27 protein-coding genes are annotated in these 26,244 nt (G+C 65.0%); 8 read left to right on the forward strand and 19 right to left on the reverse strand.

From position 1 onward, the window contains the following. Window positions 1-428: 428 nt before the first annotated feature. The 10 genes from PHA81_RS19365 to PHA81_RS19410 form a co-directional block, all read right to left on the reverse strand. The gene (locus tag PHA81_RS19365) at window positions 429-671 is read right to left on the reverse strand and encodes a DUF3194 domain-containing protein (RefSeq protein WP_005039206.1); all 243 of its coding nucleotides are present in this window, start codon (window positions 669-671) and stop codon (window positions 429-431) included. Next, complete coding sequence (locus PHA81_RS19370; protein WP_005039204.1) at window positions 672-1,079, reverse strand: prefoldin subunit beta; 408 nt, start codon at window positions 1,077-1,079, stop codon at window positions 672-674. It abuts the gene before it with no gap. A 163-nt stretch (window positions 1,080-1,242) separates the two neighbouring features. Further along, window positions 1,243-2,598 (reverse strand): TIGR00341 family protein, encoded by a 1,356-nt coding sequence (locus PHA81_RS19375; RefSeq protein WP_005039202.1) that lies wholly within the window; start codon window positions 2,596-2,598, stop codon window positions 1,243-1,245. Window positions 2,599-2,683: 85 nt separating this feature from the next. Further along, a complete protein-coding gene (locus tag PHA81_RS19380; protein WP_005039201.1) occupies window positions 2,684-2,953 on the reverse strand; it encodes a KEOPS complex subunit Pcc1 in 270 nt (89 codons plus the stop codon). After that, complete coding sequence (locus PHA81_RS19385; RefSeq protein ID WP_005039198.1) at window positions 2,953-3,087, reverse strand: DNA-directed RNA polymerase subunit P; 135 nt, start codon at window positions 3,085-3,087, stop codon at window positions 2,953-2,955. The genes PHA81_RS19380 and PHA81_RS19385 overlap by 1 nt, the downstream gene beginning before the upstream one ends. Continuing rightward, window positions 3,084-3,365, reverse strand: a complete 282-nt coding sequence (locus PHA81_RS19390; protein WP_005039195.1) for a 50S ribosomal protein L37ae — start codon at window positions 3,363-3,365, stop codon at window positions 3,084-3,086. Before PHA81_RS19390 ends, PHA81_RS19385 begins: the two co-directional genes overlap by 4 nt. A 53-nt stretch (window positions 3,366-3,418) precedes the next feature. Continuing rightward, entirely contained in the window at window positions 3,419-4,144 is a 726-nt protein-coding gene (locus PHA81_RS19395; protein WP_005039194.1) for a DUF2103 domain-containing protein, read from the reverse strand. Window positions 4,145-4,183: 39 nt separating this feature from the next. After that, complete coding sequence (gene truD / locus PHA81_RS19400; protein WP_005039192.1) at window positions 4,184-5,608, reverse strand: tRNA pseudouridine(13) synthase TruD; 1,425 nt, start codon at window positions 5,606-5,608, stop codon at window positions 4,184-4,186. A 467-nt stretch (window positions 5,609-6,075) separates the two neighbouring features. Then, window positions 6,076-6,414 carry a peptidyl-tRNA hydrolase Pth2 gene (gene pth2 / locus PHA81_RS19405; protein ID WP_005039188.1) on the reverse strand — a complete coding sequence of 113 codons (339 nt, stop codon included), beginning with the start codon at window positions 6,412-6,414 and terminating at the stop codon, window positions 6,076-6,078. Between the two features lie 51 nt (window positions 6,415-6,465). Next, window positions 6,466-7,686 (reverse strand): AI-2E family transporter, encoded by a 1,221-nt coding sequence (locus PHA81_RS19410; protein ID WP_005039185.1) that lies wholly within the window; start codon window positions 7,684-7,686, stop codon window positions 6,466-6,468. Window positions 7,687-7,779: 93 nt separating this feature from the next. Here PHA81_RS19410 and dcd point away from each other — a divergent pair, with 93 nt between their 5' ends. The 4 genes from dcd (at window position 7,780) to PHA81_RS19430 (ending at window position 10,640) form a co-directional block, all read left to right on the forward strand. Further along, window positions 7,780-8,466 carry a dCTP deaminase gene (gene dcd, locus PHA81_RS19415; RefSeq protein WP_005039183.1) on the forward strand — a complete coding sequence of 229 codons (687 nt, stop codon included), beginning with the start codon at window positions 7,780-7,782 and terminating at the stop codon, window positions 8,464-8,466. Next, complete coding sequence (locus PHA81_RS19420; protein WP_005039181.1) at window positions 8,463-9,350, forward strand: thiamine-phosphate synthase family protein; 888 nt, start codon at window positions 8,463-8,465, stop codon at window positions 9,348-9,350. Before dcd ends, PHA81_RS19420 begins: the two co-directional genes overlap by 4 nt. Window positions 9,351-9,420: 70 nt before the next feature. Beyond that, window positions 9,421-9,957 carry a GNAT family protein gene (locus PHA81_RS19425; RefSeq protein ID WP_005039178.1) on the forward strand — a complete coding sequence of 179 codons (537 nt, stop codon included), beginning with the start codon at window positions 9,421-9,423 and terminating at the stop codon, window positions 9,955-9,957. Next, complete coding sequence (locus PHA81_RS19430) at window positions 9,954-10,640, forward strand: class I SAM-dependent methyltransferase (RefSeq protein WP_241430235.1); 687 nt, start codon at window positions 9,954-9,956, stop codon at window positions 10,638-10,640. Before PHA81_RS19425 ends, PHA81_RS19430 begins: the two co-directional genes overlap by 4 nt. Window positions 10,641-10,652: 12 nt before the next feature. On the opposite strand, the gene PHA81_RS19435 is transcribed toward PHA81_RS19430, so the two are convergent. Next, entirely contained in the window at window positions 10,653-11,411 is a 759-nt protein-coding gene (locus tag PHA81_RS19435) for a DUF6775 family putative metallopeptidase (protein WP_005039173.1), read from the reverse strand. A gap of 133 nt (window positions 11,412-11,544) precedes the next feature. On the opposite strand from PHA81_RS19435, the gene PHA81_RS19440 reads away from it, so the two are divergent. Together PHA81_RS19440 and PHA81_RS19445 are read left to right on the forward strand one after the other, a co-directional pair. Beyond that, the gene (locus tag PHA81_RS19440; RefSeq protein WP_005039170.1) at window positions 11,545-13,185 is read left to right on the forward strand and encodes a SagB family peptide dehydrogenase; all 1,641 of its coding nucleotides are present in this window, start codon (window positions 11,545-11,547) and stop codon (window positions 13,183-13,185) included. A gap of 65 nt (window positions 13,186-13,250) precedes the next feature. Then, window positions 13,251-13,667, forward strand: coding sequence for a VanZ family protein (locus tag PHA81_RS19445; protein WP_273838398.1), 417 nt, complete (start codon window positions 13,251-13,253; stop codon window positions 13,665-13,667). A 34-nt stretch (window positions 13,668-13,701) separates the two neighbouring features. Here PHA81_RS19445 and PHA81_RS19450 read toward each other — a convergent pair whose 3' ends face one another. From PHA81_RS19450 to PHA81_RS19470, 5 genes are all read right to left on the reverse strand, one after another. Next, the gene (locus PHA81_RS19450; protein WP_005039166.1) at window positions 13,702-14,619 is read right to left on the reverse strand and encodes a sulfide-dependent adenosine diphosphate thiazole synthase; all 918 of its coding nucleotides are present in this window, start codon (window positions 14,617-14,619) and stop codon (window positions 13,702-13,704) included. A gap of 113 nt (window positions 14,620-14,732) precedes the next feature. Next, window positions 14,733-17,117 (reverse strand): alkaline phosphatase PhoX, encoded by a 2,385-nt coding sequence (locus tag PHA81_RS19455; RefSeq protein WP_005039163.1) that lies wholly within the window; start codon window positions 17,115-17,117, stop codon window positions 14,733-14,735. A 161-nt stretch (window positions 17,118-17,278) separates the two neighbouring features. Continuing rightward, window positions 17,279-18,802 carry a hypothetical protein gene (locus PHA81_RS19460; protein ID WP_152424383.1) on the reverse strand — a complete coding sequence of 508 codons (1,524 nt, stop codon included), beginning with the start codon at window positions 18,800-18,802 and terminating at the stop codon, window positions 17,279-17,281. A 48-nt stretch (window positions 18,803-18,850) separates the two neighbouring features. After that, the gene (locus tag PHA81_RS19465) at window positions 18,851-19,030 is read right to left on the reverse strand and encodes a hypothetical protein (RefSeq protein ID WP_049909779.1); all 180 of its coding nucleotides are present in this window, start codon (window positions 19,028-19,030) and stop codon (window positions 18,851-18,853) included. After that, a complete protein-coding gene (locus PHA81_RS19470) occupies window positions 19,023-20,864 on the reverse strand; it encodes a sugar-transfer associated ATP-grasp domain-containing protein (protein WP_005039158.1) in 1,842 nt (613 codons plus the stop codon). Before PHA81_RS19470 ends, PHA81_RS19465 begins: the two co-directional genes overlap by 8 nt. Before the next feature lie 706 nt (window positions 20,865-21,570). Here PHA81_RS19470 and PHA81_RS19475 point away from each other — a divergent pair. Next, entirely contained in the window at window positions 21,571-21,978 is a 408-nt protein-coding gene (locus PHA81_RS19475; protein ID WP_273838407.1) for an ester cyclase, read from the forward strand. Between the two features lie 62 nt (window positions 21,979-22,040). On the opposite strand, the gene PHA81_RS19480 is transcribed toward PHA81_RS19475, so the two are convergent. From PHA81_RS19480 to PHA81_RS19490, 3 genes are all read right to left on the reverse strand, one after another. Further along, window positions 22,041-22,589, reverse strand: coding sequence for an alpha/beta fold hydrolase (locus PHA81_RS19480; RefSeq protein ID WP_005039151.1), 549 nt, complete (start codon window positions 22,587-22,589; stop codon window positions 22,041-22,043). Between the two features lie 399 nt (window positions 22,590-22,988). After that, complete coding sequence (locus PHA81_RS19485; protein ID WP_152424382.1) at window positions 22,989-24,011, reverse strand: hypothetical protein; 1,023 nt, start codon at window positions 24,009-24,011, stop codon at window positions 22,989-22,991. A 64-nt stretch (window positions 24,012-24,075) separates the two neighbouring features. Further along, the gene (locus PHA81_RS19490; protein WP_005039145.1) at window positions 24,076-25,263 is read right to left on the reverse strand and encodes a hypothetical protein; all 1,188 of its coding nucleotides are present in this window, start codon (window positions 25,261-25,263) and stop codon (window positions 24,076-24,078) included. A 431-nt stretch (window positions 25,264-25,694) separates the two neighbouring features. Here PHA81_RS19490 and PHA81_RS19495 point away from each other — a divergent pair, with 431 nt between their 5' ends. Beyond that, entirely contained in the window at window positions 25,695-26,195 is a 501-nt protein-coding gene (locus PHA81_RS19495) for a class I SAM-dependent methyltransferase (protein ID WP_273838412.1), read from the forward strand. Window positions 26,196-26,244: the final 49 nt, after the last annotated feature.

Consider the following 26,244-nt stretch of genomic DNA (forward strand, 5'->3'; position numbering starts at 1 on the left):
CGCGCCGGCGCCCCCCCGCGGGCGGGGGGGGGGCCGGGCGCCCACGCTCTGGCCCGCGCTCCCCTTTGGGGGGGGGGGGGGGGGGGGGGGCGCGCTCCCTCGCGCTGCTCGGTCGCCCACCCCCACTTGCAAAAACGTTCATGAAAAACACCCGCGAGCGCCGAAGGCGCTCGCGGTAGAACTACTGGCGCTTTCCGCACCGCGACCGCCACCGCACCGCGACCGCCACCGCACAGCACCGCCGAAGCCCTCGGGCGCTCGTTGCACTCGCGCCCTCGCCCTTCATCCACCAGGAGAGCTTGCTCTTTTGAGCCTCAGCTCACGATGTTCGTCGAGACGCCAGGAACCGCCACCGCACCGCCGTACTGCAAACCGCGACGCACCGTGGGCCGCGACCCGCTACCGCGCCGTAACCGCACCGCGATCCGTCACTCGTCGGCGAACAGCTCGTCGACTGCCGACTCCGCCGCCACGATCGCGTTCTCGATGACTGCTTCGGGATCGGGCTCTGCATCGTCGGGTGGATTGAGGTAGATGTCGATGTCGAGAATACCGTCCTCGAACCCCACGGTGATGTCGAGATCACGGACTGCCGATCGCTTGTACCGCGAGAAGATCATGCCTTCGGCGGCCTCGCTGGCCGTCGTTACCACCTCGTCTTCGGTCGGCATCTACCCGCCCGCACCGGGACCGCCGGGACCCATGCCGCCCGCCGGGCCGGGACCGCCACCGCCGCCACCGCTCAGCATCTGCTGAAGCTCGCTCTGGAGGCTCTCGAACTGCTCCTGCACGCGCTCTTCCTGTTTCTGGAGCGTCTCGACGCGGACTTCGAGGCTGGAGACCTTGTCGTCGAGGTCTTCCTCGGCCTCGTCGTAGTCGGTCTCGATCAGGAGCTCGCCGACCTCGCGGTACATCGTGGTGGCGCTGTCGATGTCGTCGAGCTCGTCGAGTGCGGTCTGGGACTCGGTGAGCTGAGTCTCGGCCTGCTGTTTCTGTGCCGCGACCTGCTGGGCACTCTCCTGGAGATCCTGAAGCTCCTCGATTTTCTCCTGTGCTTCCGGCGGCAGGTTACCTTGCATACCCGTCACCTCGGCGGCCGGAGGGAAAAACCCCCGCTTCTCGTCGTGGGATGCTTCGTCGTCGGCGCGAGATCGATGTTTCCGATATCTCGTCGCCTCGATACGATCTCCCGATCTCGGGTCGGCCCCGTTGGCGGAACGATCGTTCGAGGCCGCTGTGCGCTCACGAGCCGGTGACGTTCGCCGACCGTGTCGGGCCGGTTCCGGCAGCGTCGATGAATCGCGCCTCGACGATCACGTTGCGTCCGGTGCTCCGCGTGAGTCGGCGGTCCAACCTCGTGGCGAACGCGGGATAATCGCTGCCCGGTGGCCGGTCGACCGTCACGGTGACGTTGATCGGTCCTCCGGCAGCGAGGCCCGCCTCGTCGAACGCGATGGCCGTTTCGCTCGATCCGATCGAGGCATCCAACAGCGTGAGGTCCCGATACGGCTGTTCGTCGAGCATTGCATGGACCTCGCGTTCGGTCTGCTGTTCGAACTGCGAGGACTGGTAGGTGAGATACGTAACGCCGGCGAGAAACACCGAGAGGACGACGAGCGCGAGTGCGAGGACACGAGCACGCTGCACGAGTGTGGTTCTGACTTCCTCCAGTCGAAGCGCGTCCTGCGGTCGGTAGCCGATGACCCAGAGCACGATCAGTGCAGCGAGGTTGATCGAGAGCACGTTCACGAGGACGAGCACTCCCGAGCCGAGACTCACGAGCGGCTGGCCCCACGCGAGACCGATACCCACTGTCGCGGCGGGCGGGATGAGCGCGACCGCGATCATCACGCCCACGAGCGCTGCGCCGGCTCCCGTCGTGAGGCTGATCGCGCCGGCGACGCCAGCCCCGAGCGCGACCGCAAGCGAGAGAAAATCTGGCGCGAGACGGCTCTGAATCTCGGGTATCGACGTGATATCGGTCCCCGGTGGAATCAGCCCCACGAACCGAACGACCGCGGCGAACACCGCCGCACTCACGACCGCGAGACCGAGACCGATGACCTGCAACCCGACACCCCGCGTCGCCAGCTTGCGGTCGTCGATAACCGTGCCCACGGAAGCGGCCATTGCCGGGCCGATCAGCGGCGCGATCACCATCGATCCGACCACCACGGCCGCCGAGTTCTGGAGGAGGCCAACGACGGCGACGATGGCGCTGACGGCGGTCATCGCCACGTACGACCAGCGCTCGGAGCGCTTTGGAGCGAGGTCTGCGGCCGCCGTCCTGAGTTCCTCGCGGGCGATGCGGCCCTGCCGCGCGGCTCGGTCGGTATCCTCACGGAGTCGATCGAGACGGTCCGAAACGACGGTTTGGGCGTCGAGAACGACGGTCCAGGCGTCGTCGGCGACGCCGGCCGCACGGAGGCGATCGAGCGTCGGCTCGACGGCGTCCTGTGGGAGCGGGAACGAGACGACCGCTTCGTAGTCACTGTCGTCCGACTCGTCGGCGATCGCGTAGTCGACGTCCGCCTCATCGAGTGCAGCGAGCACGTCCGCACGCTTTCCGGCCGGAACGGACACCTTGACGAATCGCATGTCTTGTCGTCAGCACAGGGACGAATAAGCACTCTCCCGCCGAGTCGCCAGTCGGTCCTCGTCGTGCCCGATGGTACCGTTCAGTTCACCCGCCGTCCGGGTGCGAATCGCCGAACGCCGCACACCGCTCCGCGACCCCCGTCAGCGACAGCCACGTGTTCTGCCCGGCACGGAGCGCGACGAGATCCGCCGCCTCGATGGTGATCTCAACCGATCCTCCATCGCGCGTGAGGCTGGCCCGCGTGCGGTCGCCCTCGATGTCGTCGATCTCGGGACGGAGGCTCGCCGCGACGGTCGTGGCTCGCGCGGTGGTGTCGTACTCGAACGTGAGAAGGGTCTCGTGGCGCTCGGTCACTACTCGACGTCGATCTCTTTGACGTCGCGGCTGCGCTCTTTCAGCAGGACGCGGTGGCCGCAGTACGGACACCGCACACCGCCGTAGTCGTCGAGTTCGACGTCGCGCTTGCACCGCGAACACTTGTAGCTCATTCGTCGTCTGCACCCTCGTCGGCGAGTGCGGCCCGGATCGAGCGCTCGACGGTCTGCCCGCCGGGCGTCTCGGGCCGGTAGGCCCCGCCGGCGAAGGTGTGGCCACACTTGCCGCATTCCCAGATCCCCGTATCGGTTCGATCGACGGCGTCCTCGCCGCACTCGGGACAGCCGTGATCGTCGTTCATCTCGGCCTCGATCTCGGCGACGCGTCGGCGCGAGACGCGACCGTAGCGTGCGCCGAACCGGCCCGCACTCCCGACTTCCTGATTACCCATGGTGACGTCACTACGCCGAGGGGCGAGTAAAACCCTTCGTGTTCTTCCCGTGGTCACTCTCGCAGGTCGGCGTCGGCGAGCCCACGATTCAAGTCCTCGCGCACCCGCTCGCCCTGATCGCGGTCGGCGGCGGTCGTCACCACCCGAACCTCCTGCACGCTCGATCCGTCCCGGATGAGGAAGCGGACGTTGCCGGTCGAATCGGCCCGGGTCGCCTTCGCGCGAACACCCGTCCGCGACCCGCGTCCGCCGGCGTCGATCGGTCCCGGGATCACCTTCTTCACGTGTGGGTGATCGGCAGCGACACCGATCGCGTCTCGACCTGTCCGGCCGCCGACCAGCGTCGAGTGCGCTCCACCGAGCTTCTCGCGCGGCGGCGTCTCGACCACCGCGAGCGTGGGTTCGTCCGCGCGCTCGATCACGGTCGCGACCGGGTCGTCGCCCGGGTCCGCGATCCGTCGAAGGTCGTAGTGAAGCCCCGCCCGCACCGCACGAAGCACCTCGCGGTCGCCGGTCGCGTAGACGGTCTCGGGGCGCTTGCGGTGGATCTCGTCGGTGATCCGTCCCGCGAAGTTCCGGAGTTCGCGCGGCCGGTTTTCGCCCGTTTCGGGAACCGTCGTGACCGTCCACGTCCCGACACGCTCGTCGTCGGCGAGGCTGGTGGCGGTGGCGCGCTCGCGTCCGCAGTCAAGCACCACGCTGTCGACGCTCGCGGTCCGACAGGTCAGACAGAAGTCGCCCGCTCGGTCGAGTCGCGCGCCACACCGGCCACACTCCATGCGCGGGATTCGGCGACGCGGCGGATAAACCGGTCGTTCTCACCCGAGATCGACGGGATCGACCTTCAGATACTCTCTGAGCAGCACGGTCGCGTACGACCCCTTCGGCAGACTGAAATCGACGGTGAGGGGATCGCGTTCGATGTCGAGATCACACTCGACGAGCACCGCCCGGCGAGTCCCCGTTGAGTGAAAAGACCCTGGGAGATCGAAATCGGCGGGCGCGATCCCGGCTTCGTCGAGCACCTCGCGCTCGATTTCCCCCGGCTCCCCATCGCCCAGCTCCGTTTCGGTCCCCACGAGCGGTGCGGTGACGAACGCCCGGCCGCGCGCCGCGTGGCGGTTCACGGTATCGACCCGGTCTTCGGTTGCGCGCTGGCTCCGATCCGGGTCGGGAACCCGGAGTTCGTCGGGCGCGTCAGGATCGGCAAAGCAGACGACGTCGCCCGCGACCGCACGGCCGAACGGCAGGCCGCGTGCGAGCCGCTCCGAGAGGATTCGGTTGAACAGCGAGGACTGGGCGGCGTTGACGAACAGTCGCTGGAGGTTGCTCGGGACGGCCTCGATCGCCGCCCGGAAATCCTCTCGACTCTGTGCACCGTTCTCGACCAGCCGGTGGACCATCGAGCGCTCGAACCCGAGTCGGTTCGGGAGGCGCTCCAGCGCTACTTCCCAGCCGTCCGAGCGGACACGGGTCGTTGTTCCGGCTTCCGCATCCTCGTCGTCGATTCGGAACTCGCGTTCGACGAACGTCCGCGCCTCGCGGGTGTCGTCCGGCTCGTTCGAGTGAGGGTTGCCGACGTAGGCAAGCACCGCCCCCGCCCAGTCTCCCCGGACGATCGCGAGGCCGACCTCGTGTGTCACGGGCCGCAGCGAGCCGAACCGCTGTTGGCCGAAGTAGTTCGGGACGCCGACCGTCACGCCACCGTTGGAACCCGTTTCGTCGTCACCGTCGTTTTCGCCACCGAACGCCCGAAGATCGTCGGTGATCGCTGTCACGGGTTCGGTTTCGGCGTCGCGGACGACGATCTCGAAGGCGTTGCCCGCGAGATCGCCGAACCGGAGCGCACGCCCCGATCGACCGACGATCGTGCAGTCGACGTCGTCGAGGCCTGCCGCCGCATCGACGAGTGCCGCCCGGTCGACGCCATCGACCGAGAACAGCTGGGTGCTCACGGCACGCTTGTCTTTCGTTCCTGCCCACGAGACACGCTCACGGCTGCTCTCCAGGCGATTCGAGAGCGCACCGACGAAGTCGTTGGTGTCCCAGTTGTGGAGGGTCGCCCGGAAGACGACGTGCGGGTACGCGTCGGGGTCGGCGTCGATCGGCTCGAATCCCTCACGCTCGATCTCGCGAACCCGGAAATCCGCGGGCCGGGTGCGGAGCCGTCCACCCGTGCCATCGGCGTCGCTGACGTAGTGGCTGATGCCGACCGCGCGTTCGATGGGGTGGGCCTCGCGCATCAATCGATCACTACCCACACCGGTGAATCCTCCTCATGGCGCGCGTTCCGACGGGTGCCAGTAAGTGCGTTGTGGTCGGCCCGTCGCCCGTTTTGCCGGTGCGAACTCTCGATTGTGTGGGAGGAGGACGGTGGCGCGCGGTGAATCCGGCCGAAGGCCGGAGAGCGCGCGAGGGATGACCAAGCGAAATGAACGTAGTGAGCGAAACGAGGGAATCGGTTGGGGAGGTGTGTGGCTGTCGCGGGGCGGTAGCGGAAGAGTATGTGATTCGTATCGCGAGCAAACGGAGTGAGCGAGCGGGCCGAGGAATCCCCGAGCGAAGCGAGGGGGGTGACGCGGGCTTTTGATCCACATTTTGCCAGCGAGTGAGCGACCGGAGGGAGCGAACGAGCGTGGTTCGAGACGCCTTCGGCGTCTCGTCATCACGGAAGGCGCGGAGCGCCTTCCGAACGACAGCAAAAGGTGGGTTAGTATAGCGAGAGGTCGCCCGTGACCCCATCGACGACGCTCTCCTTGCCCGGCCCGACCGCGAGCGCGGTCACCGTGCCGGGGTCGACCTGTGTGTGGCCCGCATCGCGGACGATGGCATGGGGCAGCCCCTTGCGCTCGGCCCGGTCGGCGAGCTCGAACAACGTCCGCTCGCCGTCTCCTTTGAGAACGACTTTCTTCTGTCCCGAGCCTTTCCACTCGTTTCGCGTGCGCGAGCCGGTGTCCTCGTAGGCCGACAGCGAGGCGTGGGCGACCTGGGCGGCGAGTTTCCCCTTTCCCATTCCCAGATCGGTGCGCGCGACGATGGCCTGTTTCATACCCGAGACGGGGTGGCTGCGGGTATAGGGCTGACTACTCGATAGCGGGTGTCAGCCTGCGCCGGCTGGGTCGTCGACTTCCTCGTCCGTGTTGGCCGTCTCGTCGGCCGCGTCATCAGCAGGAACGTCGTCGCGTGCCGACCGTGGGTCGGCCCCGACGCCCTCGCCGAGCGATACGGTGGGTGTGAGGGGCTCGCCCCGAACGAGCTCGGGGAGTACGATCCGGACGAGTTCGAGGATCGCGATGAACACGATCGGGAGCAGGAAGAAACCGTACCAGCCGAACAGGATCGGTCCCAGCAGATACGCGAACATCATCACTACCATGTCGAGCTGTCTGCCGGTGATGTACGGCTGGAGGAACGTCTGCGGCAGGATGTCGAGCACGAGGAAGTAGACGACGAGCGCCCCGGCGACGAACGCGAACGCGCCGCCACCCGTCTGGAGCGCCTGCACGCCGAGATACGCCACGACCGGCAGGTAGATCACCTTGCCGACGACGACCGGGATGAGGCTGGTGAACCCTGTCAGCACCGCCAGCACCAGCACCATCGGCACGTGGAGACTCCCCGGCGCGAGGAGATTGGTCGCCTCGTAGGCGACCGCCGCGATGACCGCCATGACGATCACGAACAGGAGGTTGCCGAAAAACACCGATTCGAGGTCCTCGTCGACCGCCGTGGCGTAGGCGTACGCCACAGTGTCCCGGCCGCCGAATAGCGCTTCGAGTCCGCCGGCGAGCCGGTCGTCGTTCTGAAGCAGGAAAAAGGATAGCGTGAGCGCGAGGCCGACGAGCACGAGTCCGCCGGCGACCGCGCTGAACGCCTGTGCGCCCACGGAGAGCGCCGTCCCGGCCACCTGCTGGGGCTGGCTCACCACCTGGCGGGGGTTCTGGAGGAGCGTCCGCGCCGTTTCCTGTTGTTCGGGTGGGAGAACGCTCAGATCGACGACCCCACCGAACGCCCCGCCACCGCTCGCCCCGACGGCCCCCTGGAGCTGCTGGAAGACGTTGAACCCCGCATAGGCCACGAGCAGGAGGATCGGAATCACGACCAGCAGCACCGTCGCACCCGCCGCGATCCCGTCCGAATCGATCCGACGGGCGAGCCGGCGACAGATCGGCCGTGTCGCGTAGTAGCCGAACACGCCAAGCACCACCATGCCGACGAACGAGTACGCGACGTAGCCCGCGATGGCGGCGAGAGCGACGACGAACGCCCACCAGCCGACCCGCGTGCGATCGGTCGACGGCCCGCTCCCGAGTGCTACCATTCTCCTCTATGGTATCGAGAGCCGACGGGAAACGGTTGTGCTTGCGCGAACTCGACGGGAAGGTTTAGGCCGCTGCCGCCGTCCATACCGAGCATGATCCTCTCGGATGCGGACATCCACCGCCGGCTCGACGAGGGCAGCCTCGTCGTCGAGCCGCTCGACGACCCCGATCTCCAGATCCAGCCCGCGAGCGTCGACCTCCGGCTCGGCCGGGAGTTCCTCGAGTTCCAGCGCACCAACATCCCCTGTATCCATCCCGACTCCGAAAACGAAATCGAGGAGTACGTCACCGAAACCCACGTCAAGCCGGACGAAGAGTTCATCCTCCATCCCGGCGATTTCGTGCTCGGGACGACCGTCGAGCGCGTCGAGGTCCCCGACGACCTGATCGCACGGGTCGAGGGCCGGTCGTCGCTGGGGCGGCTCGCCGTCGTGATCCACGCCACCGCGGGGATCGTCGATCCGGGCTACCGGGGCCAGGTCACGCTCGAACTCTCGAATCTGGGGACTGCGCCCGTCGCACTCACCCCGGGAATGCGGATCTCGCAGGTGATCTTCACCGAGCTCAAAACCCCCGCCGACCGGCCCTACGGCTCCGAGCGCGGCTCGAAGTACCAGGATCAAGCCGGTCCGCAAGCCTCCCGCATCGGTGGCGACGACGAGTTCGGTGGCCACCAGACCGCTCGCGACCGATCACCCGACGCCGACGACCGATCCCACGACGCAGACGGCCGAAACACGCCGGCTGACTCGCGACACGAGGGAGGCGAGCGCCGATGAAGTTCGTCGAGGAGCTCGTCGTCGAGGAGTTCCTTCCCACGTTCCGCTCGATGCTCGCGGAGCGTCTGCGCGAGCGCGATCTCACCCAGAGCGAGGTCGCGTCGATCCTCGGCATCAGTCAGTCCGCGGTCTCGAAGTACGCCCACGGCGGAGTCGCTCGGAACGAAGCAGTATTGAACGACGATCGGGTTCGCGAACTCGCCGACGAACTCGCCGACGGGCTCGCGACCGGCGATCTGACACCGGTGGGCGCGCTGGTCGAGGTCGAGATCCTGATCCGGCGGCTCGAACGCGGCGACCTGCTCGCGCGGCTCCACGAGGAAGCGGTGCCGGGACTCGCCGAGAACAGCGGCTACGACGTCCACGACCCCGACGGGGCGCTCCGGGCGGCCGAGCGCACCCGATCGTCGGTCCGGCGCGGGCTCCGCACCCTCGAAACCACCAGCGGGTTCGCGGGGCTGATCCCGAACGTCGGCTCCAATCTCGTCGAGTGTACCCCCGACGCCGACGGGATCGACGACGTCGCGGGCGTCCCCGGTCGAATTTTCGACGTGAAGGGCCGGACCACGGTGCCGGGTGATCCCGAGTTCGGCGTCTCGGGCCACGTCGCAAGCGTGTTGCTCGCCGCGCGGCAGAACGGCTCCGACGCCCGCGCCGCGCTCAACCTCCGATACGACGCCGAACTCCGCGACCGACTCGGGTCACTCGGGCTCGAAACCGTCGAATTCGACGGTGAAACCGACACCGAGTCAGCCATCGCGAGCGTCGCGGTCGCCGAGGCGGACGTGCTCTACCAGACCGGTGCGATGGGGATCGAGCCGATCACGTACTTGCTCGCGCCCGACGCCGAGACGGCCGCCGAGCACGTCCGCGACCTCCTCTGATCCGGTCCGACGATACTTCGATCGTCCGAGCCACCGAAAAGACGATCCGAGAGCCACTCGTTCGATTCGTATGACGGGCGCTGTTTTCATCGAAGGCGAACGGGTGACGCTCCGAACGCGGGAGCGCGGCGACGCCGAGTTTCGGCGGGATCACGTAAACGACCCACGACTTCGGACGGTGTTGGGAACGGAAGCTCCACAGAATCTCACCTATGAGGAGGCCGCTTTCGAGCAAACAAGCACTGATGACGACGCACTCAGACTCATCGTCTGCGCCGATGGGGAACGGGCCGGCCATATTTCGCTTTGGATCACTGACCGCACTGTCGGTGAAGCAGAAGTCGGGCTCTGGTTGACCCCGGAGCAACAAGGGAAGGGGTATGGGACGGATGCGACGCGATCACTCATCTCACATGGGTTCGAGCAGTTGAATCTACACCGAATCACTGCCGAAGGTGTCCTCGAAACGAATGATGGCTCGATTCGGATACTGGATAGTCTCGGCTTTGCAAGAGAGGGGGAGCATACGGATGGCGCATTCGCCGACGGAGAATACCTCGATACCTACGACTACGCGGTACTCGACACCGATTGGACTGGAAATTGAACTCCGCAGTGGATGCGGCACAGTCGTTTTACGGCCGGTGGGCGCGGCTCTACGATCCCATCGCCACGTTCCCCGGCGTCGGCTCGTGGCGCGAGGAGGCCGCCCGGAGCCTCGATCTTTCGGCGGGTGACACCGTGATCGAAATGGGCTGTGGAACCGGTGTGAATCTCTCGTATCTCCGCGAGCGAGTCGGTGCAGGTGGGACGGTGGTTGGCGTCGATTTTACTCGGGGAATGCTCGATCGGGCGGCCACCCGCGTCGTGCGTAAGGGCTGGACGAACGTCCACCTCGTCCACGGCGACGCCACCGCGCCGCCAGTCACCGGGCCCGTGGATGCGATGCTGTCGAGCTTCGTCGTCGGAATGCTCTCCGACCCGGCGAAGTCGGTCGAGGGGTGGCTCGATCTCGTGCGGCCGGGCGGCCATATCGCATTGCTTGACGCCGCACGGAGCACCCAGTCGCGGGCCCGTCCGCTCGACGCCGCGTTTCGGCTGTTCGTCGCCGCCAGTACACCGCCTGCAACCCAGCTGCGCTACGAGAACCCGCCGTGGGAGCTGCTCGACGAGCGCGTTGCGGCCGCCCGACAGCCGCTTGACGATCGGACGGTCGATCGCCTCGACGAGACGTTCGGAGTGGGATTCGTTCGACTGTCGAGCGGCCGGGTCGTCGAACCCGACGAGTGACCGCGGCGGGCGCTATCCGTACCGTTCGGCGTGGGTCTCGCAGAACTCGCGCTCGCTGAGCTGGGCTGCGATCACACCGGGCTGGCGGTGGGCGTTGTGGAGGCGGCACCGCTCGTCGTCACAGAAGGCCGATCCCGTGTCGAGATACTCGACCGCCTGGAGGACGTAGCCTTTGAGCGCCTCGGTGGCTCGTGGGTCGTCCTCGACGAGAAACTCGCCGTCGACCTGGTTTTCGAGAACTTCGCGCGGCGGCGCATCGCCCGAGAGCATGGCGTGGCGCTGCTGTTCCTGATAGTAGGCTTCGGGTTTGGCCGGGGCCTCGAACAGGCCGGGAACCGAGAGCAGGGCCGGCTGGCCGAGGACGTTCACCCGCTTGTGCCACCGTTTATCGTGGTTGCCCCACGTCCCGATCACGCGGTCGAGCAGCGGGATGTGGAGGTGATCGAGGCCGCGTTCGTCGGCAGGGAGCCGGGCACCCAGGGCGCGCTGAGCTTGCTGGCCGTCGTAGATGACCCCGCCCGCGCGTTCGGGGTGGTCGATGGCGCGCTCCTCGTACCGCACGATGCCGAGCATCTCGTTGCCCGTCTCGCGCTCGTAGGGATCGAGCACTCGCGCCCGCGCGAACGCTTCGGCGAGATCGTCGTCCGCGTGGCGATCGAGAAACCGGTCACGAACCGTCACGTCGGCGTCCACACGCCCGCGGAGCCACGCGGCGATCGCATCGGCGTCGGCCGTAGTGGTGGGCGCGCGGTACAGCGTGACTCGTTCCATCATGACTCGATGTCCGGGTCGCGCGGCGAAATGCTTGCGGTCGGCAGCGCGGCTGCGGTCGCGTGGTTCACCACGGTCCCGCCGATGGCGACCACCCGAAAGGGTTTGTCGCCGTTGGATCAACGATGGAGCAATGGTCGACGCCCGCGAGTACCACGAGCGAACGAAACACTCGCCGCGCGAGCTGCGCGCGGACGACTTCGAACTCGATTTTGCGAACCGGCCGCGGCCGTCGAAGGAGTACGTCGATCTCCCCCGGCGTTCGCTCGGAACGGTCTCGACGCCACCCGAAACGCCGGCACTACAGGCTATCGCGACCGCCACCGCGGAGCCGAACGAGACGCCCGACGGCGACACGGACCCAATCGACCTCACGACACTCTGTCACTACGCCGCCGGTGTGACGAAGACACTCGAAGTCCGTGGCGAGACCGCGACGTTCCGCGCAGCCGCTTGCACCGGCAAGCTCTATCATGTCGATCTGTACGCGATCACCGGCGATCTCGACGGTAGCGATGGCGCCGACGGGATCGATGCCGGCGTCTACCACTACGACCCCGACACCGACGAGTTTCACGTCCTGCGCGAGGGCGACTACCGTGGCGTGCTGGCCGATGCGGCCGGCGACTATCGAGGGATCGCCGACGCACCCGTGACGATCGTGGCGACCTCGGAGTGGTGGCGCAACGCGTGGAAGTATCGGAACCGGACCTACCGCCACGCGTTCTGGGACTCCGGGACGATCCTCGCGAACCTGCTCGCGGTCGCGCACGCGTCCGGCCACCGCGCCGAGGTCGTGACCGGGTTCGCCGACGACTCGGTGGCTCGCTTGCTCGGTCTCGATCCCGACGACGAGGCTCCCCTCGAACTCGTCGCCGTGGGCCGGGACGACTCCGAGGCGGACGCTCGGACGGTCGAACCCATCGACCCGATCGATCCGGCGACCGAACTCGCGTCCGATCCGGTTGACTACCCGTTGCTTGCCGACGTGTGGCGAGCGAGCAGGCTTTCGGACGGCGAGACTGTTGTCGAGTGGCGCGAACGATTTGCCGGCGACGACGGTTCCACTCCGTTCGGCACCCACCCTCCCGGCGACAGCGAGGGACGCGAAGCGTCCCTCAAGCAGTCGGCGCGGAGCGCCGGCGATGGCGACCGAATCGCCCTCGATCCCGTCGACGAGGACACTGCGTCGTCGCGCCCCATCGAAAACACCATCGGACGGCGTGGATCGCTGCGCGAATACAGCCACGAGCCGATCAGTTCCCGAAAATTCGCCACGGTGCTCGACCGCGCGCTCGGTGGCGTTCCACTGGATTGTTTCGGGGACAGCGAGGACAGCGGGCCGGACGAACCGGCCGAGCCGTCGACGCTCGTCGACTGCTACTGTCTCGTCCACGCAGTCGAGGGGGTTCCGACCGGAGCCTACCAGTATCACCCTGCCGAAAACGTTCTCGAACGGATCGGCGACACCGATCGGGAGACTGCGGGCCACCTCGCGCTCGATCAGTCCGTGGTCGGCGACGCTGCGGCGAACGTCTATTTGCTGGCCGATGTGGAGGCGATCGTCGAGCAGGTCGGAAATCGAGGGTATCGCCTCGCACAACTGGCGGCCGGAATCCGTCTCGGCCGGCTCTATCTCGCCACCTATGCCCACCGCACGCTCGGCGGACGCGGGTTCACTTTCTACGACGATCGTGTGACCGAGCACCTCTCGCCACGGGCGGCGAACCAAACCCCAATGACGCTGTTCGCACTCGGCGAGCCAGCGGAGTGATCGCTCGATGGTACTCAGTGCCGGGCGATCGCACGCTTTTTCTCGATCGTTTCCGTGCGCGGCACATGACCAGAGTGCGCGTGCCCCTCGCTGCCCGTTCCCTTCGCTACGGGCTCGTCGTTGTTGTTGCTGCCGTCATTCTCGTCGGGTCGGTTCTAAGGCCTGATCCGGCGGCAGCGCCAACGATGGGACCGTTCGGGGTCGTGGGTGCGGACAAGTGGACCCACGCATTCGCGTACGCTGGACTCACCGCGACACTGCTGTATGCGTCGGTGTCGTCGGACCGCGGCAGCAGTCGGATAGCTCTCGCAGTCGTGCTCGTGGTCGGGTTCGGGATCGGCGTCGAACTCGTTCAGTGGTCGATCCCCTATCGAACGGCGAGCGCCGCTGACGCCCTCGCGGACGCGGTCGGTGCGGGCGTCCTCGCGCTCGCGTGGTGGTCGCTGGGCCGATTCGTGCGCTTCGCTCCGCTCGGACGGTAGCGCGACTCGGCTCAGTGAAAACTCCGCTCGGTAATCAGTCGTCGGCGGGGGCGCGGGTCGTCATTTCGACGTCGGCGGCGTCGATCTCGAGTTCGTCGATGGCGGCCTGGGCGGCGCGCTTGCCCGACAGCAGCATGGCGCCGAAAGTGGGCCCCATCCGCGGGAGGCCGTAGGTGGTGGCGGTGGCCATGCCGGTGACGACCAGGCCGGGGTGAACCAATCCTGTGTGTTCGACGACGGCGTCCTCGCTCTTGCCGACCCACATCGAGTCGTGACCGGGCGAGTCGTGGCCGGGCGCGCCGTAGGTGTCGTCGCCGGTCTGGTCCATCCCGCTGGCCTCGTCTTCGAGACCCGGCGCATCGAGAACGCCACGCTCGTCGAGTTTCTTGATGGCCATCGCGTCGTGACCGGTGGCGTCGATCACCAGCGAGCTCTCGATGGCGATAGGATCGACACAGGTGATCTCGCGGGGCAGCGCGTGGACGGGCGTCCAGTTCATCACGATCCCGCCGACACGATGGTCCTCGCGGATCACGATGTCGGTGAACTCGGTCATGTTCTGCATTTTCGCGCCGGCGTCACAGGCCGCCTTGATGAGCCCCGAACACGCCTCGGGGCCGTTGGCGACGTGGAGGCCCTCGCTGTCTTGGGACTGTTTGTAGTCGACGTCGAGATCGTCGAGGACCTGCTGGGCGGGCTCGCGCACCGTGACCTTGTTCATCAGGAACCCACCGAGCCAGAACCCACCACCCAGGTAGTTGTTCTTCTCGACGACCATCGTCTGCACCCCGCGCTCGGACAGCTCTTTGGCGGCCATCAGCCCCGACGGCCCACCGCCCACGATGATCACGTCCGAATCCGAGAAGTCCATGAACTCCTCGGTCCACTCCTGGCCGATCGCGCGTGTTACTTCCGCTTCACCGACTTCGCTGAACGCCTCGAACTCGCTCATACCACTTAGTGTTATTTAGCGGTGGTACAAAACGGTTTCGGGCGGTCCTCGATCGGATACCTCGGGAATTTCTCGTCTCCCGAGTCGGTCCAGTCCACCACTGGTGGTTGGCTCTACGCGTCCGTGACTTCGAGCGAAAGGGTTTCGCTGGCGTCTTCGCCGACGACGCTGACGGTGAACTCGTACTCACCGACCGGAACACCGCTGACGTCCATGCCGACGATGTCGGTCCGGTCGAGACCGGTCCGATCGAAGTCGGGATCGGCGTAGACGATGTCGTCGATTTCCTCGGCAGAGAGACCCGTGGCTGTGATTTCGACGTCGTACGGCTTCTCGAACGAACCGTAGACGACGTTGAGGTTGAGGATCCCGTTATCGGGTGGCGAGCCGACGGTGTTGGCACAGCAGTCCCTGAACCGTGCGTTCAGGGGGTCATCAGCCGGGGGATCGTAGAAGTCCTCGTCAGTACCGTCGTTCCCATCTCCCCTGTCGTCCTCGCCGTTTCCGTCCTCATCGGGTGTGTAGACGTACAGACAGTCGTTCGGGTACGAGCGGCGGAACTGATCGGCGTCCTCACAGCAGAGCACGCGGCCGTCGTCCATCACGAACACGTTATCGACGTTGAGCAGCGCGTCGTCCGCGACGGCGGCGGGATCGGTGGCGTCGGGCCCGACGATGACGGGTTCGAGCGTCGAGATGTCGTAGTCGGCCTCGATCTCGGCGCGGTAGACCATCCCGCCGTCGACACGGTCGAGCTGGAGATCGCCCGCGTCGTCGGTCATCCCGTCGTTGATCTCGGAGATCCCGACGTAGATGTACTCGCCCGGCTCCGCACCGTCGGCGCTGTCGATCCCCTCGCTCTTTCTGAATTCTACTGTGGCACCGACTTCCTTCGCGGCGGCGCGGGTTTCGAGGAACGGGACGCGGCGGAGGTCCTCATCGATTTGGTCGGGACCGCGGTTCTCGTACTGCTCGGCCCACTCGACGATCGCCTCGTCGAGGATGTAGTCCTCGTTCCCGTTCTCGATCACTTCCTTGTCGGCCTCTTCGAGCGCCGTTTCGAGATCCTCCCCCCAGTCGGTGTCGGCGTGTGCGAGGTAATCCACCTGATCGATGTCGTCGTATTCTGCGATCCACGATTCGACCTCCCGATTGGTCGCGCTCCCGAGCGGAATCCAGTCGAGTTCGAGGGCGATTTTTCCCGGTGGGTTCGCCTTCGCGGCGGCCTCGTTCGTCACGTTCGCCGCGTGGAGCGTTCCCCCGACGTCCATCGGGTCGTCGTAGCTCGGGATCGGCTCGTTCGCGACGAACTTGTAGAACCCCTTGTTGTCGCCGTCCGAGCTGAGGTACATCGTTTTCTCGTCGGCCTGGACGTCGGGACACTCCCACGACGCTCGCCCGCCGACGTAGTACTTCATCGGTTCCGGGGTGTCGGCCGTCGGGTTGCGGAAGTCGACGATGTAGCCGTAGCGGTAGGGGTTGGGGTAGGGCGACTCGATCGGCGTCGTGGTGTTCTCGCCGTCCTGATCCACCGCGTCGGCCCCGAGATAGTACGCCTGGAGTTCGAGTCCGCCGAGCGCGAACGCGCCCTGGGGGTACCACGCGTCGTCGCCGTAGTACTCCTCGACGGCGCTCGCGATGTCCGCGGGGTTCGGGCGGTTGTAGAACTGGGCCGCGCCCCGGAGTCCGACCCCGCTGCCCGATTCCACGATCTCGCTGGTGGTCGCCGTCAGCGAGAGCCGTGGGTGGGAGTACTCCTCTTCGGCCGAGAGGTAGGTACCCCACGGGCTGAGGTCGCCATAGCAGTTGACACGCGTGCCGCCGAGGTTCCGGAGCGCCTCGGTGTTCGCGAGGTTCATCGCGCCGTCGAGATCGGCGCTCCACTCGTCGTCGTCCCAGGTCAGGGGGATTCGGCTGACGTCGCCGGGGCTCTGCTCGAAGTTCGTGAAGAGGTAGCCCTCGGTTTCGGCGTCGTTCGTGGCGACGAATCGGTTGCAGTCGGGGTTGTTGCCGAGGTTCGTGTACCGCGAGCCCTCGTACTCGTCGAGCGAAACCCCGCTGGGCGTGACCGGATACCCCAGATCCTCGTCGTCGCCGATGTTGTCGCCCTCCTGGGCGAGCACCACGTACTCGCCGCCGGCGACTCTGACCTCGCCCTGTTGTTCGTCGGTGCTCGGCACGCCGAGCTCGTCGAACCCGTCGCTCGTGATGTCGTAGCCGCCCACGTACCCGATCCCGCCTTTGTTGTAGGGTGCGGCGTTCTGCCGGCTCGGGTGCTGGAGACTGAAAAACAGCGTTCCGTTCGCCGTGACCTCCGGGCCGGTGACCTCGGCACCGAGCGCGGTCGTCGCGAACCGCTCGATCGTACCGTCGACGCTCGGGGCCATCGGCGTGTCCTCGTCCTCGTTCGTCTGGGCGCTCGCCACGCCGGCCACGCTGGCACCGAGCGCGGCCGCCACCGACGTGGCCATCAGGTTCCGTCGAGTGAAATCGACCATGCAGGTGGCGATCCCGAGCGTTTCACTAAGATGTTTTATAATATCGGTACGGGGCTGGAACGAGGGACAAGGAACGGCACAGAGCGGTACATAGGTCACCGGGATGGTCCCAGTCCGGTCGAAGGCGTGTCGCTGTCGAGACCACCGGCTGGTGGTGTCCGCTACCGCGAACCGTCCGGCGGTCTCCGTGCCCAACCAGCGAGCAACAGGACGATCCCGCCAACGAACAGCACGGGCGGCGCGTTCGCGATGGCCGGCCGGAGGACGGCGGCAGTCACGGAACCGGTGGTCGTGTCCGCCGCTTGGCTGCCTGACTGTCCGTATCGTGCCTCGCTCGTCGGAACGTTCGCCACCGTCGCCGACTCGACGTGTTCGTCGAGCCACGCAGTCAGTGACTCGCCCGCTGCTTCGGCGACGTAGGTCGCGAACACGTCGTCGGTGATCTCGCCCTCGTGCTGATTCAGCCGCCGAAACACGTGTTCGAGCGACCGTGTTCCGTTGCTCCGCGATCGTATCGTCGCGTCCAGTGCGGTGAACGTCCGCAGCCCTTTCCGGTAGGCCACTCGTGAGGACGACCACGACTCGCGGTCGGCGAGGGTCGATTCGGGATACGCCTCGCTCACCGCGAAATCGCGGAACGTCTCGAACGAGACGAGCCCTTGTCTGTACGCGAGCAGCGCGCCGTAGTACTCGGCGCTGCCCTCGTTGATCCACTCCATCTCGTCGGTCGTGTCGTATCGCTGCTTCGAGTGGACGTACTCGTGCAGGAGGACGTTGTCCGGCGTCGCGAGGCGTTTCGACTGATGCACCAGCATGTCGTGACGGTCGTTTCGTGTCACTCCACCCGAACGACCGCTGACGCCGATCGGCGGCGGTGCGACGAAGACGTCGACGTGAGTGGTCCGTGCGTTCAACTGGAGCGATCGCTCGGCCTTCGCGAGCGCCGTCAGCATCGCCTGCGGTTCGTTCGCGGGCTGTGCGTGTTTCGGAACGACGAGACGGATCGTCGTCCCGTCGACGGTCCGGTCGTACGTCTGACCGGGACCCAGGTAGGCGAAGTTGGGGCCAGCCACGCCCTGCTCGGCGACGCGTGCGGTCTCGGACGGCCTCGTTTCGGTTCCGTCGTCCGTCCGTTCGGATTCCCAATCGATCCCGACGGTTCGCCAGTCGAACAGCGCCCACTGGCCGGTCGCGACGCCTTCGAGATCACCGCCCGAGGTGGCGTTGACCGACGCGAGATAGGTGATCGATGCGTGTCGCGTCGATCCGTTCCACTCCCAGCCCATCGTTCCGGGCTCGTCCCGTTCGAACCCCTGGGTTCGCTGTACCGTCGCGGCCGACGGGAGGCTGATGTCGAACGACGACACGTCCGACGGGAGCGTGACGTTCGCCGTGACGAGCGCGTGACCCCGTTCGTTCGGGCTTCGATCGAGCGTGTAGGTGATGTTGACCCGGTCTGTCGGCGAGGGGGCCTCCGCCAATCCACCCGTCGCGTTCGTCTGGGTCTGTGGTTGCGGCTCGGGCTGTACTCCGGCTGCCGGCCCGGCGATCAGGCCGACAACGACGACGAGCGCGATCCAGCAGGACACCCCGCGTCGGAGGTTCCACCCCCTCCAGCCGGGACGGCAGTCCCGCTCGCCGGTCGACCGCCGTTTCGACGCTGCGTTTCGACTCGTCGCTGCCACGTTCGTGTTTGTGGATTTCTGTTGCATGATTGGTTTCGGTGAGTTGCGTCACGCGTACCCGAGGTAGGCGACGGCGTGGTAGCTCAGGAAGCACAGGAACGCGATCGGAACCAGGAGGAACCCGAACGTCACGATCGGGGACGCGACGTCGGTCTCGACGACCCGGAGCAACAGCCCCGTCGCGCCCGCGATCACGAACGCCGCTCCGAGGCGTTGGATCCTATTCATCGGCCGTCACCGCCCACCCGCGCTCGTCCCACTCCATGGCGAGTCGGACCTTCTCGGTCGTCGATCTGAACTCGTACTCGCGCGGCAGCGCTTCGACCGTTTCGAGGCGTTTCAGTATCCCTGCATCGGTCGTGTTCTGGATCCCGAGTCCCGGACGGACGTTCACTTCGAGGACGCGTGGCCGGTTCGCCTCGTCCAGAACGATGTCGACACCGGTGTATCCGAGACCGGACGCCGCCGCGGCGCGCGTTGCCGTCTCCAGGATCCCCGTCCAGTTCGGCAGCGTAAATCCAGTGAGATCGGCTCCCGTGTCGGGATGGTTCTCCAGCCACCGATCACGACTCTGTTGGTAGGCCCGGATCGGCGTCCCGTCGGCGATGCGGAGCCCGACCCCGACACCGCCCTGATGGAGGTTCGCCGCGCCCTGTGATTCGGCGGTCGGCAGTCGCGTCATCGTCATCACGGGATAGCCCTGGAAGACGATGACGCGAACGTCGGGAACGCCCTGTCCACAGAGAGCGAGTAGGGAGTCCGCGGGAACGAGTCGCTCTTCGAGGATGGCCGTGCCGTCGGGATCGAGCCCGGAGTAGTGTCCCTGCACGATCCGCCGAACGTGGTTTCCCAGCTCGGTCCGTGTCAGCTCCCCTTTCGAGGTTTCGTACGACGGCTCTCCCCTGCCCCCGCCGTCGTCGACCCGTTCGACGCGGCCGGAGACGACGACGATCCCTTCGCCACCGTAGCCGTTGCTGGGCTTGATGACGAAATCGTCGTGATCGCGGATGAACTCGACGGCGTCGTCGAGATCTCCCGGACCATCGGCCACCAGATACGTCTCCGGTGCGCCGATGCCGATCCCGTTCAGCCGTTTGTTCGTGATCGCCTTCTCGTCGGCTCCCGGCCGGAGGTGGGGCGGGTTGTACGTCTCGATGTACCGTTTGCGGACGTTCTTCGGGAGCACGTCCGCCTTTTCGAGCGTCTCCGGCCCGTCCGCTGGCGAGCCGAACAGCCGCGACTGGAGATTGTACAGCCCGACCTGCAGAGTCGTGACGGCGGCGTCGAGCGAGTTCGTCCCGAGATGGTCGGTGAACCGTCGATACTCGTTGAGCCGGAGCGTCGGCTGTGAGCCGACCAGTACGACGGCGACGATGAGGCCGACCCACGCCTCGGGCGTGCTCATGAACCACGCCACGATCGTCCGGTTCGAGATCACGAGGTAGGCGGCGACGATGGCCACGAGCGTCCAGAGGAACTGCACGGCGGGCACGCTCCAGCCCCGTTCCTCGACCTCGGTGGCGAACCGATCGGCGTACCACGCGCTGATGATCGAGGGGAAGAACACGTCGGCAGTGGTGAAGAGGTTGGGCAGCAAGTCGTGATCGGCGAACAGCAACACCAACAGCGTGCCGAGGCTGGCCACGGAGAGCAGCGTCGCAACCCGCGGTGCGGTCCCGAGCTGGAAGGGGGAAAGCACGGCGTACGTCGCCAGCGCGAGCACGAAGATGTCGAGAAACATCACGAGCCCCCACAGCGGCCCGAGCGTGAGGAGGATGAACGCGATGATGGCCGGCGCGAACAGCCCGTAGGTCTGCACCCCGAACTCGTTGCGAAACAGCGAGAGCACCGTCGCTGCCAGGACGAGCTGGAAGAAGTACCGATACGGCTGCATCGCGGTGCCGATTCCCGATACGGCCGTCCTCACACCCACGGCAACGGCCACGAGGCCGGCAAGGAAGCCAACGAACGGGTAGTATTTCCGATACCGCTCGTGGAGCCGGCGTAGTTTCCGTCGGTGGGTGCCGATTCGACTGTCGTCCGTCAGTGGTTGTGTTGTCACGGTGGTGAGATTCGGTCGTCAGCGCGTCCGATGTTCACGATGCGGCCGGTCACGGGCGGGCCCCCTGCGGAGCCCCACTCCAGCGTGCCCGGCACCATCGACCGATTCTGCGGCGTGCTGCCGCAACCGTTCGCACAACAGGAACCCACATCAAGTCAGACGATTGTCTACTCGAATCCGCGCGAATTGGCCCGAATTAACCCGGATTTCGGCCCTTTTGTCCGTGTTCGGTCGAATCCCTGCACCAAATAATTAGGATAGTTGCATAGTTGGATCGCAGTGGCTCCGTTCCTGTTGCGATCACTGCGCCAGACGAACCGACGTGGGACCATCGTGATCGGAACGTCGCGCTCGAACTACGCGAACGAGATTTCTCGTGCCTCGCTCCGAAAACCACTCACTGGCTTCGGTCGCAGTCACTCACTATAGAGATCAGCTGAAGCCTTCGTACTTTCCACTATCACAGATCGGCTCTCTGCTAAAATCGGCGTGCAAGATATAGGGCGCGCATCTTGCACGTCCCACGCTCATACTTATCCCGCCTGCGCCGACGGCTCCCCGTGGGCCGTGAGGGTCCCGTGGTGCGGGAGCGAACGCCGTCGCGTGACCGACGCGCTCCGGGTTTCGCGTGAGTGGTCACTTCCGACCTGCTAGGATGACATATTTACTGTCCATCAGCATCAGTGCTACCGGAGATGGGGAATCCATGAGCAAACAAACCGAAATTCTTCACCGGCTCTTTGAGGGAGTATGGAACGGAGAAAACCCAGATGTTGCGGATGAACTTGTTGGACCAGAGTACGTCATCCACGACTGCGAGATTGCCGAGGAGATGCGCGGGCCAGAATTGTACAAAACATTGGTGAGAATGACCCGAGAGGGCTTCCCGGATATGGAGTTCACTATTGAGGACGCCGTAGAAGAGGGCAGTAAGGTAGCTCTCCGGTGGACGATGACCGGGACCCACGAAGGTCCTATGGGCGACATGGAGCCGACCGGGAAACGAGTAGAGATGCTCGCCGTCGAAATCAATCGATTCGAGGATAGACAGCTGATTGAGACATGGACTCAGTCCGATATGCTCGGCCTTATGCAGCAACTTGAATCTGAGTAGTACCACTTCGGTGGTTCTGGTTCACCTACAGACGTGTCTGAGTGAGTCAGTTGTTTGTCTCGCTATGAGTTCTTCTGCTTCAGTCGTTTGATGTCACGAGCAACTTCTGACAAATCGTTGTTGAACTGATGTCCGCCGCTATCACGCTCGTGAATAGTTGCCTGCGGAAGTTTTCCTGCGTACAGCGCAAGGTGGGCAAATGGTACTATTTCGTCAGCGCGGCTGTGGTAGAAGAACACTGGCAGTTCAGTGGGTAGCTTCGATGCGACGTTGTTTTGCAGCGTGTACTCGTCGACATCCCACCCTTCAGCACCCCAGTAGGGTGGCGCGAGCAGAAACAGTCCGGCAACAGGTTGTTCAACCGTCTCTTCGGAAAGATATTTCAGCAGGAGCGAACCACCTAGCGAATGCCCGACGAGAATCACCCTGCCATCTGAAGCAGCGAGTTCGTTTGCGATCTGCTCGTTCCATCTCTCTACCTCGGTTCCATCCGGCATTTTCGGATACCGAACGTTGTATGCCGTCCCCAGCACATCACGCAGATCAGTCGCCAATATTTGATCATCCTCGTATCCCCCGGCGCCGTGAATGAACAGCACTCGTTGTTTCATAGTGTTTCTCTCTATGGGTGTCTATTCTCTCGAATCGGCTTATAGATGCGCTGTACGACGAAAATGGACTATCCCTCTCCTGTACGGTTTTGCCAGTCACTGCCAGTGTGGGATCCTGGCTACTCTACATCAACCGCTGAAGTAGTAGTAGTAGTGTCTCACAAGAAATCCGGACTGATTCGCTATCTACGCCCTGTCACCTATGGAAATCCTGCTACCCGACTCAACAATCGTCAGGCACTCCCCTGCTTACAGGGCCAGTCTCTGAAACAAGAGATAGCCGCAGACATCAGATGCGAGATATTCTCTCTGTCTTGCACGGTAGTTCTAACAGCTGACAAGGTGATTGTCTGATGGGGGTACGAGGACTTCCGCTAAACACTATCGCTTCGGCCACAGTCACTCATCGTTCGTGTCTTCGTCGTTGTCCGCCTCGTCGTCGCTGTCTTCCCCGTCGTTGTCCGCCTCGTCGTCGTTGTCTCCTTCATCGTTCGTCCGACCGTCGGATTCGTCGGTGTCGCTCCCGCCATCGTCGTCCGTTTCTTCCGTGTCGCCCTCACCGTCGTCAGGTGATTTGTCGGATGCCGTGGGCCGATCGGTGCCCGCCGAGTCGTCCGTGGTGGTCGATTCCGCTGTCGGGGTCGGGTCCGTAGTCGGGGTCGGCGTCGCCGTTGCTGTCGTCGTCTTCGTGGCTGTCGCCGTTTCGGTCGCTGTCGGTGTTTCTGTCGCCGTTTCGGTCGCCGTCTCCGTCGGTGTCTCCAGCTCTGTCGCTGTCGCGGTCGGTGTCTGCTCTTTGGGTAGCTGTGTCGTCGAGGCGTTTCGCGGCTGTGGCTCACCTGTCGTCACGGTGCCGTTCGTTCCGTCGTGTCTGCTGTCCACACGACCGCTTTCGATCCCTTCGCCGCCGGCGTTCACACGCGTCGAGAGCATCGATAGCCTGCGGTCGGTGATGTCGTGTGCGGAACGGACGTCGGGAGGGAGGGCCGCCGCTGCTGTCGAGAGGCGATCGAGCCGACAGTCGAGTGTCGTCCGCTTCGCGCGAAGCACCGCTTTACGCGTGTCGTTGGCGCTCGTGTTCCGTGTCGAAAGCGTCCTGTGGCGTGTCGAGAGCCCATCGAGCCGTTCGGCGATGGCTCGTGTTTCGTCGGCGACGACAGCAGCCACCGATCCGTTGGTCGTCGCGTTCGCAAGCGCGGCGTCGAGTGCTCGACACTCGACCGTGGCTTCCGTCTCCGTGCCCTGAACACCGATCGCGATCGAGAACGCCGCACCCGGTGTCTCGGCTCCCGACACCGATCCGTTCCGCTGCCCATCGGTCGGCTCCGTCTGCGCAGCCGTGGGTGCAAGCGCAGCGACCGATACCACACTCGAAAGCAGGACGATCACCAGCGAGAGTGCGACCGCGCGCCGTCGATCAGTCATCGAGCTGTCACTGTACTCCACGATGCGGTGGGGCGATATAGACTCCCCGTACCGTTCAGCCGAATCAACCCGAATTATCCCCGTTCGAGCCCGCTTCGCCGGTCGGATCTTCGGGGAGCGACAGGACGTTCTCGCGGCCGAGCCGGAACCCCTCGACTTTGTCCTCGGCACGCAGGCTGGAAACCACCTGACTCGTCTTCGCTTCGGTCCAATCAAGCGCGGTGACGACCTGCTGTTGTTTCATGCGTCCGTCGTGCCGTTCGAGCACCCGCAGCACCTGCTCCTCGTTGCTCAGTAGCTTCGCCGCGTCGTCGTTCGGTTCGTCGCGCGCCGGTTCGGTAGCGTCCGTGTCGTCGGCGGTGCCACCATCGACGCTCGTCGCGCCTCCGTCGATCGAGTCGCTCCCGGGTGCGACCGTGGCCGCGGTTTCGCTCCCCGCGGCTCCAGTCGTTTCGGCAGTCGTCGTCCCGCTCTTCCGGTAGACGAGGAAGACAACGACGACCACGACGAGGACCACCACGAGCGCCGCCACGCCACGCGGGAGGTCTTCGACGGCGTTCGGGATCACGCCACCCGGATCGGCATCCCCCGACGAACCGACGGTGGTCGTGTTCGACGCGGACACCACGACTCGCGGGCCGTCTTCCTCGAACGCCGGCGAGTCCGTCCAGACGACGGCGTTCGCTCGTCGGTCGTCGGGAGATGGACGTATCGTGGCCGGCTCGTAGCCGTCCGGCCAGGCGATCGTGACCTGCGATCCGTCGTGGAGGACGAACCCTTCGAGTGCGTCGCCGACCCCGAGACGTTCGCCGTTGGTCGTCGCGAAACCACGCCACGTGAAGGTGTAGGTCACGACTCCGACGGTACTATCCGGGCGCGTGGTCCGCACGCTCACGTTCTCGATCGCCATCTCTCGGCCCGTCGTCACCTCGGCGGTCGCGGCCGCCTCGCTCATCCGTTCGGCGAACCGCTCGCTGTAGCGTTCCGGGGTGGCTCGGGCGTTCGCTCGGAGCTGCCGAAAGGCAGCCGTCTCGTTCGGATCGTCGAGCCGGGTGCGGTAGCTCATCCGGACGTCCGCCGAGCCATCCGATCGGAGCGCGATGTGGAGTCGGTTGTCGGACTCGTTGCGTTCGGTCTCGATTTGGCGTTCTTGTGGCCACACCGGTTCGGCGGCAACGCCGCCCACGGCGACGACCCCGAGGAAGACACACCAGAGGGTAACGCGGATCGGCAACCCTCGTGCCGTGCTCATTGTCGAGTGAGACACGAGACACGCTGAAAGAATTTTCTACTTCGTTGCCCCGTTGATGAAACCGCTCGAACCCGGCTCGGGCGGTGGGTTGCCCGAACCTGATGGGGAGCGGTTGTGGTGGAGTGAATCCGACTGCAGGTCACTCGATCGGCGCTGGCGTCGTCGCTACACTCGTCCAGCTGTGTGGTGGATGAATCATCTGCCGTCAGTTGGCTTGGCGCTGGCTCGTTCACCACTGCTTTCGTTCGTATGGACGTACATCCTTCTCCGATTGCTGTAGTGTTTAGCGGAAGTTCTCATATTCTCTTTTAGTACATTATCAGAACTATCCGGAATGATGCGAGAGGTACAGGGCGCGTATGTATCGGCCGAATGTGTCAACGATGATTCTTGAGACCCTTATCCTGCAGCATATCCTATTCGCCGTACCGATGACCAACACGGAACGCGACTATCACGGCTACACCCCGATGGACTACGATGCGGACAGCGAGGCAGATGAGGTGTACCAGAGGTGTCTGTCCTCTCTTCTCACGCACGCTCCAATCGGGCGCGATGATACCGTGGTCGATATCGGTACGGGCACAGGTATCGTCGCTCTCGAACTTGCATCGAAGTGTGACCACGTGTTAGGGCGAGACATCTACGACGAGTGGCTCCAGTACGCCCGAGAGAAGGCTGAAAGACGCAGTATCGAGAATGTCTCATTCGATCACGGATCATTTCGTGAACCGAACATTGAGGAATCTGTGAATGTCGTCGTCGCCAGCTACGCCCTGTATATGGCCTACGATGAAGGGAGCGAGGACGAATTACGCACGGCCATCGACGGTCTCGTGGCGTTGAATCCTCGTTGTATAGTGGTGGCCGACAAAATGCGCTTCGGGCCGACGCAGACCCCAAACGATTGGTCGCGTCGCAAGACCGTTTAGACTTCACCTCCAGTGACTGTGACCGAAACAGTACAGCGTATCTTCTTGT

It is taken from the genome of Halococcus sp. PRR34, from assembly GCF_028617175.1.
GTDB classification, from domain to species: Archaea; Halobacteriota; Halobacteria; order Halobacteriales; family Halococcaceae; genus Halococcus; species Halococcus salifodinae.

Coding starts and splice junctions, on each gene's coding strand:
- PHA81_RS19365 (WP_005039206.1), bottom strand. CDS start 671: ATGCCGACCGAAGACGAGGTGGTAACGACGGCCAGCGAGGCCGCCGAA.
- PHA81_RS19370 (WP_005039204.1), bottom strand. CDS start 1,079: ATGCAAGGTAACCTGCCGCCGGAAGCACAGGAGAAAATCGAGGAGCTT.
- PHA81_RS19375 (WP_005039202.1), bottom strand. CDS start 2,598: ATGCGATTCGTCAAGGTGTCCGTTCCGGCCGGAAAGCGTGCGGACGTG.
- PHA81_RS19385 (WP_005039198.1), bottom strand. CDS start 3,087: ATGAGCTACAAGTGTTCGCGGTGCAAGCGCGACGTCGAACTCGACGAC.
- PHA81_RS19390 (WP_005039195.1), bottom strand. CDS start 3,365: ATGGGTAATCAGGAAGTCGGGAGTGCGGGCCGGTTCGGCGCACGCTAC.
- PHA81_RS19395 (WP_005039194.1), bottom strand. CDS start 4,144: ATGGAGTGTGGCCGGTGTGGCGCGCGACTCGACCGAGCGGGCGACTTC.
- truD (WP_005039192.1), bottom strand. CDS start 5,608: ATGCGCGAGGCCCACCCCATCGAACGCGCGGTCGGCATCAGCCACTAC.
- pth2 (WP_005039188.1), bottom strand. CDS start 6,414: ATGAAACAGGCCATCGTCGCGCGCACCGATCTGGGAATGGGAAAGGGG.
- PHA81_RS19410 (WP_005039185.1), bottom strand. CDS start 7,686: ATGGTAGCACTCGGGAGCGGGCCGTCGACCGATCGCACGCGGGTCGGC.
- dcd (WP_005039183.1), top strand. CDS start 7,780: ATGATCCTCTCGGATGCGGACATCCACCGCCGGCTCGACGAGGGCAGC.
- PHA81_RS19420 (WP_005039181.1), top strand. CDS start 8,463: ATGAAGTTCGTCGAGGAGCTCGTCGTCGAGGAGTTCCTTCCCACGTTC.
- PHA81_RS19425 (WP_005039178.1), top strand. CDS start 9,421: ATGACGGGCGCTGTTTTCATCGAAGGCGAACGGGTGACGCTCCGAACG.
- PHA81_RS19435 (WP_005039173.1), bottom strand. CDS start 11,411: ATGGAACGAGTCACGCTGTACCGCGCGCCCACCACTACGGCCGACGCC.
- PHA81_RS19440 (WP_005039170.1), top strand. CDS start 11,545: ATGGTCGACGCCCGCGAGTACCACGAGCGAACGAAACACTCGCCGCGC.
- PHA81_RS19445 (WP_273838398.1), top strand. CDS start 13,251: ATGACCAGAGTGCGCGTGCCCCTCGCTGCCCGTTCCCTTCGCTACGGG.
- PHA81_RS19450 (WP_005039166.1), bottom strand. CDS start 14,619: ATGAGCGAGTTCGAGGCGTTCAGCGAAGTCGGTGAAGCGGAAGTAACA.
- PHA81_RS19455 (WP_005039163.1), bottom strand. CDS start 17,117: ATGGTCGATTTCACTCGACGGAACCTGATGGCCACGTCGGTGGCGGCC.
- PHA81_RS19465 (WP_049909779.1), bottom strand. CDS start 19,030: ATGAATAGGATCCAACGCCTCGGAGCGGCGTTCGTGATCGCGGGCGCG.
- PHA81_RS19475 (WP_273838407.1), top strand. CDS start 21,571: ATGAGCAAACAAACCGAAATTCTTCACCGGCTCTTTGAGGGAGTATGG.
- PHA81_RS19480 (WP_005039151.1), bottom strand. CDS start 22,589: ATGAAACAACGAGTGCTGTTCATTCACGGCGCCGGGGGATACGAGGAT.
- PHA81_RS19485 (WP_152424382.1), bottom strand. CDS start 24,011: ATGACTGATCGACGGCGCGCGGTCGCACTCTCGCTGGTGATCGTCCTG.
- PHA81_RS19490 (WP_005039145.1), bottom strand. CDS start 25,263: ATGAGCACGGCACGAGGGTTGCCGATCCGCGTTACCCTCTGGTGTGTC.
- PHA81_RS19495 (WP_273838412.1), top strand. CDS start 25,695: ATGACCAACACGGAACGCGACTATCACGGCTACACCCCGATGGACTAC.